General features: G+C 48.6%; 6 protein-coding genes. 4 read left to right on the top strand and 2 right to left on the bottom strand.

Annotated elements, in window-relative coordinates:
* A partial coding sequence (locus Q8K39_RS05680; RefSeq protein ID WP_305258657.1) for an NAD(P)/FAD-dependent oxidoreductase occupies positions 1-729 on the top strand: 729 nt, incomplete at its 5' end.
* A 78-nt stretch (positions 730-807) separates the two neighbouring features.
* On the opposite strand, the gene Q8K39_RS05675 is transcribed toward Q8K39_RS05680, so the two are convergent.
* Together Q8K39_RS05675 and Q8K39_RS05670 are read right to left on the bottom strand one after the other, a co-directional pair.
* Positions 808-1932 carry an HD-GYP domain-containing protein gene (locus Q8K39_RS05675; protein WP_186951676.1) on the bottom strand — a complete coding sequence of 375 codons (1125 nt, stop codon included), beginning with the start codon at positions 1930-1932 and terminating at the stop codon, positions 808-810.
* Between the two features lie 71 nt (positions 1933-2003).
* Positions 2004-6296: a response regulator gene (locus Q8K39_RS05670; protein ID WP_305258656.1), complete on the bottom strand. Its 4293-nt coding sequence runs from the start codon at positions 6294-6296 to the stop codon at positions 2004-2006.
* Between the two features lie 494 nt (positions 6297-6790).
* Here Q8K39_RS05670 and Q8K39_RS05665 point away from each other — a divergent pair, with 494 nt between their 5' ends.
* The 3 genes from Q8K39_RS05665 to nth all read left to right on the top strand — a co-directional run bounded on the left by Q8K39_RS05665 (position 6791) and on the right by nth (position 9481).
* Positions 6791-8026, top strand: coding sequence for a polyhydroxyalkanoate depolymerase (locus Q8K39_RS05665; protein ID WP_305258655.1), 1236 nt, complete (start codon positions 6791-6793; stop codon positions 8024-8026).
* 112 nt (positions 8027-8138) lie between these two features.
* On the top strand, positions 8139-8837 hold the full coding sequence (gene rsxB / locus Q8K39_RS05660) for an electron transport complex subunit RsxB (protein WP_370868567.1): 699 nt from the start codon (positions 8139-8141) through the stop codon (positions 8835-8837).
* Positions 8834-9481, top strand: a complete 648-nt coding sequence (nth, locus tag Q8K39_RS05655; protein WP_305258653.1) for an endonuclease III — start codon at positions 8834-8836, stop codon at positions 9479-9481. The genes rsxB and nth overlap by 4 nt, the downstream gene beginning before the upstream one ends.
* Positions 9482-9504 lie beyond the last annotated feature (23 nt).

Here is a 9504-nt window from a genome sequence, read left to right as displayed (position 1 = left end):
GGTACACGCTTCATCACCAAAACCATTTTCATCGCTGCTGGCGTTGGCTCCTTCCAGCCGCGCACTTTAAAGGTTGAAGGCATAGAAGCTTTTGAAAACAAACAGGTGTTCTACCGCGTAAAAGACCCTACCCAGTTCCATGGTAAAAACCTGGTAATCTGCGGTGGTGGCGACTCTGCGCTGGACTGGGCATTGAACCTGGTAGGCAAAGCTGAATCGGTCGTAGTTCTGCACCGCCGCGAAGACTTCCGCGCTGCACCAGCCTCTGTCGCCAAGATGAAAGAACTCTGCGACAACTATGAAATGCAACTCACCATAGGCCAGGTCACAGGCATAGAAACCAAGGACGATTTGCTGTCCGAAATCAAGGTTACCGGTGCTGATGGCGTGACCCGTCGCATGCCACTCGATACTTTGCTGGTCTTCTTTGGTCTGTCACCAAAACTCGGCCCTATCGCCGAATGGGGTCTGGACATAGAACGCAAGCAATTGAAGGTCGTCAATACCGAGAAGTTTGAAACCAATGTACCTGGCATTTTTGCCGTCGGTGATATCAACACCTATCCTGGCAAGAAAAAACTCATCCTGTCCGGCTTCCATGAAGCTGCACTGGCTGCGTTCGGTGCTGCACCGTATATTTTCCCTGACAAGAAAATCCACATGCAATACACCACGACTTCGCCAAAGCTGCACAAAATCCTGGGCGTGGAAACACCGGTTTTCGATTAATCTTCGAACCACCAAAACAAAAAAGCGCGAAGATTTTCTTTGCGCTTTTTTATTCCTGAAACTTTATCGCCCAGTTCCTTAATTCACTGGCACATGCGAATCCGACTCCTTGAATTGATTGGCGATCTGACGGAACTCTTCAGTAATCTCCAGAAAGGCATCCAGAACATCAGGATCGAAATGCGTGCCGTGTCCCTTGCGCATGATACCGATCGCCTCTTCATGCGAAAATGCGGGTTTGTAGACCCGACGTGAAATCAGAGCATCATATACATCAGCTACCGCCATCAGGCGCGCAGACAGGGGTATGGCATCGCCTGCCAGGTTTTCCGGATAACCTGAGCCATCCCATTTCTCCTGATGCGAATACGTGATCTCACGGGCGAAGCGGAGAAATTCATTACTCTCCCCAAGGTATTTTTCTACAGAGATGATGGTTTCCCGCCCGTACACCGTATGCAACTTCATGACCTCAAACTCTTCTGATGTCAATTTATCCGGTTTAAGCAAAATATTGTCGGGAATCCCGACCTTGCCGATATCATGAAGTGGCGCTGACTTGAACAACAATTCTATGTTTTCTTCCGTCAAGTCATTACTAAAACGTACATGACCTTTTAACTTGCGAGCCAGTGCTGCGACATAATTTTGTGTGCGTCGAATATGATTTCCGGTCTCATTGTCGCGTGTCTCAGCCAGCGAAGCCATAGCCATGATGATGGCATCCTGCATCTTGGCCAGCTTGCGGGTTCTATCCTGCACCAGGCTTTCCAGATGCTTGTTCTGGTCTTGCAATAAGTGGCGGGCACGCACCAAATTCAGTTGCGTCGCCACCCTTGCCAGCACGATGGGGGGGCTGATGGGCTTACTGATGTAATCAACTGCCCCTAAACGCAAACCCATTTCCTCATCCTGCACCTGACTTTTAGCTGTCAGGAAAATAATCGGTATGTCGGACGTCGCGATATCAGCCTTCAGGCGGCGGCAAGTCTCATAGCCATCCATCTCAGGCATCATCACATCCAGCAAGATCAAATCGGGGCCGGGCAGACTAGAGGCAATCTGCAAGGCCTTCAGGCCGTTGGTGGCAATCTTGATCTTATACTGATCTTTTAGCAATCCGGACAAGAGTGAAATATTGTCCGGAGTATCATCTACTATCAAAATAACCTGTTTGGCATTTTGATCGAATACCTCACTCATAGATCACCCCGATAAGAAGTAACTGCACCACATTCATGTGGATGCCATGTACGGAACTGGATTTCATCAAATCAAAGTATTTCATAACCGAGGTTTTTTGCGCTATTGCTCAATAAATTCAAGGCTGCATCATAGTCAAATTGCCTGACCGCACGCATGACTTGCTTTTGCACATCCACACCAAAGGCATTGGCGATCATTTCTCCTGACTCTAACAGCAAGTCGACCGCTTCGCCATCGTAATCACGCAACAAGTTACAGCATTTTACAAGTAAATTCTGCATCAATTCGTGGTCAACCGGTGCCAAGTCGAGCACCTTGGTGTCGGGTTTATTAATGGATTTTTCCTGCGCCAATACCTGATCAATGGCATTGATGGTGATCTGCATTGCTCGGGCGGTTTCGACCAGCACTTGTTCCATCTCTGCCATACTGATCTGGTCATGCAACTTAAGCTCCAGTTCTGCAGCAAATGGTTGTATGGTTTTTGCGCCAATCAAGCCCGCTACCCCTTTGAGGGTATGCGCGAGGCGCTCGGCCAATAAGTTATCACCAGCCTCCACCGCATCACGAATATGTTCTACAACATTGCGCTGATCATCACAAAAACGGGATAACAATTCCAGATAAAAGGAGCGATTACCTAAAGTGCGGCTCAACCCCTCTTCAACATCAATACCCTCTATTTGCAAACTATTGCCAATATCCTGCAAAGGTAATTGCACGTTGTCAAAATTGCTACCAGAGACATGTTCCGGGCACCAATGTGAAATCGCGTGATATAACTCTTTGGGGTTGATAGGTTTGGCGAGATGGGCATTCATGCCAGATGCAAAGCACGACTCGCGCTCTTCGACCATCGCATGGGCAGTCATCGCGACGATCGGCAAATCGGCAAAATTCGCGTCTGCACGTATTAATTTAGTGGCTTGATGTCCATCCATTTCTGGCATTTGCACATCCATGAACACCACCCCATAGTAGTCCGGCCTAGCCCTACCTACCATTTCTAATGCTATTTTCCCATTCCCGGCAATATCCACGGTTACGCCAGCCGCCTCCATCAATTCGCGAGCGATTTGCTGATTGATTTCATTGTCTTCCACCAGCAAGACCCGCAAATCAGTATATTTGGGTACTAGTAAGCCATGGTTGCTAGGAATGGCGTAATTAGTGCTGGAAAACAGCTCCACCATGCAATCTACCAAAGTAGAAGCATTCACAGGCTTGGTCAGGAAACCATCTGGCAAGGCGATGTCATCACGGTAACTAACTTCCTCACGTCCATGCGCACTGACCAGCACCATCAAGGGTGCCGGTTGCAGTGACCCATCACGCTTGAGGTAAGTAATCAATTCAAGCCCGTCCATCTCCGGCATACGCAAATCAGTAAAGATCACGCCGTAGGGATGGGTAAGGTTACACTCCATGACCGCCTGCAAGGCAGCAGCGCCACTATTGACAACATCGATATCCACTGGCAACTCGGATAATATCTCCTGCAAAATCTCGGCAGCAGCAGGGTTATCATCAACAATCAACAAGCGCATACCATTGATTGCACCCGGTATCACCTGGCGTTGCACTACCGGTTGGGCTATGCCAAACCAGGCCGTAAAATACACGGAAGTGCCGCGCCCTGCCTCACTGCTCAGGGCAATCTCCCCCCCCATCAATTCGACCATCCCTTTGGAAATTGATAAGCCCAATCCCGTACCACCAAATTTGCGTGTCGTTGATTCGTCCGCCTGACTGAAGGGGCGGAATAATTTTTCTGACTGCTCTTCAGACATGCCTATACCAGTATCACGCACTTCAAATTTGAGTTTAACCTTGCCGCCAGCTACTTCCAGCGTCCGGCAGGTGACATAGATTTCTCCCCGCTCAGTAAATTTAATCGCATTGTTGATGAGGTTGATCAAGACCTGACCCAACCGTAGTGGGTCACCATTCAGATAACGTGGAATATCCGGCGGTGCGCGGAACAGAAATTCCAGGCCTTTTTCATCAGCCTTGTCTGTCGTGACTGCCGAGATATTATTGAGCACATCATCCAGATTAAAATCTACCTGCTCGATACTCAGTTTACCTGCCTCTATCTTGGAAAAATCCAAAATATCGTTGATGATGCCAAGCAAGGAAATACCTGCCTTATGGATTTTCTCTACATAATCTTTTTGCTTGGGATTAAGTTCAGTGCGTAAGGCCAGATGTGCCATGCCTATAATGGCATTCATAGGCGTACGGATTTCATGACTCATATTCGCGAGAAACATGGACTTGGCTTCCGTCGACTCTTCCGCATGACGCCGTGCCATTTCCGCTTCCTTCAACTCATTTTGCATTTGTAAAGTCTGCAGGCGTATTTGCTCTGCCATACTTTCCTTGAGTTGGCTTTCCAGCAGTTTTCTTTGGGTGATATCCGAGACAAAAGACAGGGTAGCTGGACGGCCTTCCCAATCTATCATGACCGCAGACAACTCAACCCAAATGATAGACCGGGCTTGATGATTTTCAATACGGAAGTGGTAATACTGCTCAACCTCTTCACCACGTAGGCGTCTGGTATGGTGGTCTATTACCAAAGGCCGGTCATCAGGATAAATTGCGGTGATGAAAGACATTTGCGCCAACTCATCTGCTTTGTAACCTGTCAGGCTTTGTACGCGTGGATTAGCAAACACGATGCGGCCATCCTGCACGACCAATATGCCTTCCGTCACATTATTGATAAGCTGGCGGTAATGTTGTTCAGACTTGCTCAAGTCTTCTTCCAACTGGCGACGGGTAGAAATATCCATGACCACCCACACCGTGCCATGGGTAAGATTGGTTTTATCAACAGCCCGCCCCGAAAAGTGCACCCAGAACACAGTGCCGTCGCTGCGCCGCATCTTTAGTTCAGCCTCGTAGGCTTCACCCAGCAAGACTGATTGACTGACCGCTGCGCCAGATTCGAGATAAGCCTCGCGCGATTCGTAGAAAGGCTCCAGTGAAGAGCCTAGGACTTTTTCGCGCTCAACACCAAATATCTGGCACAAGGGAGTATTTACCCATTGCACACGGCCCTGGTTATTCAGAAAAACCATGCCGACAATGGAATTTTCCAGTACGGTTTCACGCTCGGCCAGCATGCGTTTGAGCTCGTCCTCGAGTTGACGGCGCTCAACCATAGCACGCTCTGCCATGCGCCTGGCCAGCTCTGCTTCTTTCAATTCATTCCTGATGTGCAGGGTTTGCACGTGAACGCGGGTAGCCAACCCCTGTGCTTTGGCAAACAAGTCCAGATAACGTTTTTGCTCGTTATAGGCTTCTTTCCAGTCCCCAAGTTCAGTAAAAATTTCAGACAATTCCTTGATTGCCCGCAGCGGCATATAGATATAGCCATTGCCCCCAACTTCATCCACTGCGCGGCGCAAGTCACGTATGGCCTCAGGATAACGTTTGTGGCTACGATGCAAATGACCGCTGACCCACCAGCTATATGGCTTCAAATGCTTGTCTTCGAAACTGTCCAGCAAACTCATGGCTGTTTCACTGAGTTTGTCTGCCTCTTCCAGTTGCCCGCGCATGGCCAACGTGTATGCTGCCACTGAAAGGCAAAATGCACGGCTGGAATTATCTGCATTTTCACCGCTTTTGATACCACTTATGTAAGAAGCAATGGTCTGGTAGGCCTCTTCATACTTGTCCAGCGATACCTTGCATAAAGCCAGCATGGTAGACACAAAGGGGGCCAGCCAGCGCTCACTGGATGTGACAGCAATATCCCTTGCTTCCTGCAATAACACTTCAGCATCTTCAGCATTGCCGCTGACGTAAAAAATTTCCCCTAGATTGGCCGTCACCTGCGCCACCCGGTTTGGTATTTGCAAGACGCGCGCATCATTCAGTGCAGTGTAAAAATGGCGGATCGCTTCTTCGGTATACCCCAATTCTTGTGACAAGATACCCAGGGTATTGTAGACAACAATAGATATGCGACTGACCTTCATGCGCAATGCAGGCACGATGCGGGAGTGACACAGTGCATAAGCATCCTGCACCTGACCGCGGCGACGCCAGACTGCCACTGTCCCAAACAGGGCGAATGCCATACCTTCATGCTCATCCACCGATTCAAACAAAGTGGCAGCACGCTCAAAAATGGGAGCAGCCTGCTCCATATGATCATCAAAATAATCAGCAAAGGCATCGATAAGATCCGCTGCGATCAATCTGGCGGGGTTGGATTTGCCAGGTTCCTGCAGGCGCAGGCTGTCGGCAATCTTGCGGCCATCTGCAGAGTTGTCGCGCATCAGGTCCAGGGCATCCAGACAAAGCTCACGCCAATGGATTTCTGCTAGAGAACTATCTTTACTCATTCTGCTCAGCTCTTCAGAAAGAAATGATGCATTGAAATATCAAAATAACCTGGAACATGGCTTTGCTTCCAGGGTCTTCAGCACGGGTACAAAACTCTTTTTTCATTCGATCTGACATTTACGACAATATTAATGCCAGATACAGGCTTATGGAAAAACATCGCCAGTAACTGTGTCTTTTCATCGAATAAATGAACAAATAAAACACTATTCAGTTTTAACGCTGAAAAGGATGCAGCTAATTCTTGAAAAATACTTAAATTTCAACATTCCCACAAGAAATCATTGCATATAAATCAATAATTTAACATTAATTCACACCAACAACTTACACAAGTCTTTTGCTCAGCCAAAAAAATTAAAAACTGGTTTATGATGCATTGCAACAGTTCGATTAAGTGTTTTTTCTAAGCTTGCTTCGGCCTGTGTCATTTGGCCTCAGCGATCCTGTTTTTGCCGAGTGAATGCGTGGCCCCTTATTTGAAAGATTCACTATGCTTTATCAATTTCACGAGCTCAATCGCGCCTTTCTGAATCCCCTGACTCAATGGGCAGAAGCATCTTCAAAACTGTTCACCAATCCGGTCTCACCCTTGGCGCACTCGCCTTATTCGCAGCGCATAGCAGCAGGCTATGAACTATTGTTCCGCCTGGGCAAAGACTATGAAAAACCAGAATTCGGTATTACGTCTACCACCATAGACAAACAAGAAGTCGAGATCGCGCAAAGCACCGCCGTCATCAAGCCTTTCTGCAAATTGCTGCACTTTAAAAAAGTCCTGAGCGACAAAGAACTGACAAAACTGAACCAGCCAAAAGTATTACTGGTTGCTCCTCTGTCTGGTCACCACTCAACGCTGTTGCGCGATACTGTACGCGGCTTGTTGCCCAAGCATGATGTGTATATCACTGACTGGACTGATGCACGCATGGTGCCCTTGTCTGCTGGCCCTTTCCATCTGCATGATTATATTTATTACGTCCAGGACTTTATCCATTACCTGGGTGCTGGTACGCATGTGATCTCCGTATGTCAACCAACTGTGCCGGTGCTTGCTGCGATATCCCTGATGGCGACTGCCAAAGATCCTTTGTTGCCAAAAACCATGACACTCATGGGTGGCCCTATTGATCCACGCAAATCACCGACTCAGGTCAACAATCTGGCGACGGAAAAGAAATTCTCCTGGTTTGAAAACACGGTTATTTATAGTGTGCCGGCAAATTATCCTGGCTATGGCCGCAAGGTTTACCCAGGCTTCTTGCAGCATACCGGCTTTGTTGCCATGAATCCTGACCGTCATGCGCAGAGTCACTGGGACTTTTACCAGCATCTGATACAGGGTGATGACGAATCAGCCGAGCAGCATCGCAAATTCTACAATGAGTACAACGCCGTACTGGATATGCCAGCTGAATACTATCTGGAAACCATTAAACTAGTTTTCCAGGAATTCCGACTGCCGACTGGCACCTGGGAAGTTGAAGGCAAGCTGGTTAGACCACAAGATATCAAGAACGTTGCCCTGTTCACGGTAGAAGGTGAACTCGATGATATCTCTGGCCCTGGCCAAACCCAGGCGGCCCATGATTTGTGCAGTGGCATCCCTGCCAATATGAAACAGGATTATGTCGCACCGGGCGCAGGACATTACGGCATTTTCTCTGGACGTCGCTGGCGCGATATCATTTGTCCAAAAATCGGCGAATTCATCAAGCAGCATTCTTGATCTGCCCATACCAAGCACAAGCCACGACAGTAAAAAGCGTCGTGGCTTTTTTGTTTGTGGCCTCTGGTGTTTAGGGGGATAATCACGCTCTTTATTGTACTTTTTTAACATCGTGTCAGATTCTCTCGCAGACCTGTTGGAAAACGCCCTGCCACAAACTCAGTGCACCAAATGCGGTTACCCCGCTTGCCGGCCATATGCCGAAGCCATGGCCAATGGCACCGCCAACTACAATCAATGCCCGCCAGGTGGACAGGAAGGTGTAGTACGTCTTGCCAGCATACTGGGCAAAGCTGTCATTCCACTCGATATCAGCCACGGACTTGAGCGTGAACGCCCCGTAGCCAGAATAGAAGAAGCCTACTGCATAGGCTGCACCCTGTGCATACAAGCCTGCCCAGTAGATGCAATTATCGGTGCCCCCAAGCAAATGCATAGCATCATCAATGAACTGTGTACCGGCTGCGATCTATGCGTCGCTCCTTGTCCTGTTGATTGCATCAGCATGCTACCCGTTACCACAGGCAAAACTGGCTGGGATGCCTGGAGCCAAGAACAGGCCGATCAGTCTCGCCAAGTCTATACCTTGCGCAATCAGCGCCTGATACGCGAAAAACAGGAGAATGATGATCGCCTGGCTGCTAAGGCTGCGGCCAAGCTGGTTGCACTGGAAGCTGAGCCTGCAATGAGCGCCGAAGAAATTGACAGTAAAGAACGCAAGAAAGCCATCATTGCAGCAGCCATAGAAAGAGCGCGCATTAAAAAACTGCAAGCGAAATCCGAAGATAAAGTAGAAGGTGATAAAGAATGAATGCAGCAAAGCGCCAGGTCATTTTTGAACGTTTGCGACAACAAAATCCTCACCCAACTACAGAACTGGAATACACAACGCCATTTGAATTACTGATTGCTGTGCTGCTCTCGGCACAGGCCACTGATGTGTCAGTGAACAAAGCGACACGCCTGCTTTATCCGGCAGCCAACACCCCCCAGAAAATCCATGCGCTGGGTGTAGATGGACTGATTCCGTACATACAAACCATAGGCCTGTTCCGCACCAAGGCCAAGAATGTCATCGAAACTTGCCGCATCCTGATGGCTGAACACAACAGCGAAGTGCCGCGCCAGCGCGAAGCTCTTGAAGCCCTGCCTGGCGTTGGCAGGAAGACCGCCAACGTGGTCATGAATACGGCATTTGGTGAACCGACTATCGCCGTGGATACACACATTTTCCGCGTATCCAACCGCACTGGCATTGCGCCGGGTAAGAATGTTGATATTGTTGAACAGAAGCTAATGAAACTTGTACCAGCAGAATTCAAGCAAGATGCACATCACTGGTTGATACTGCATGGCCGTTACACTTGTATCGCCAGAAAACCCAAGTGCTGGAATTGCATGATTGCCGATCTCTGTGAGTTCAAGCAAAAAACACCACTACCTGAAACGGTGTAAGCTACCGACAAGGCACCAATTCA

Origin of the sequence: Undibacterium sp. (assembly GCF_030683615.1) — a bacterium.
GTDB lineage: Bacteria > Pseudomonadota > Gammaproteobacteria > Burkholderiales > Burkholderiaceae_D > Undibacterium > Undibacterium umbellatum.
The sequence above is the reverse complement of the archived record's forward strand: the minus strand, read 5'-3'. Positions and strand labels throughout refer to the sequence as shown.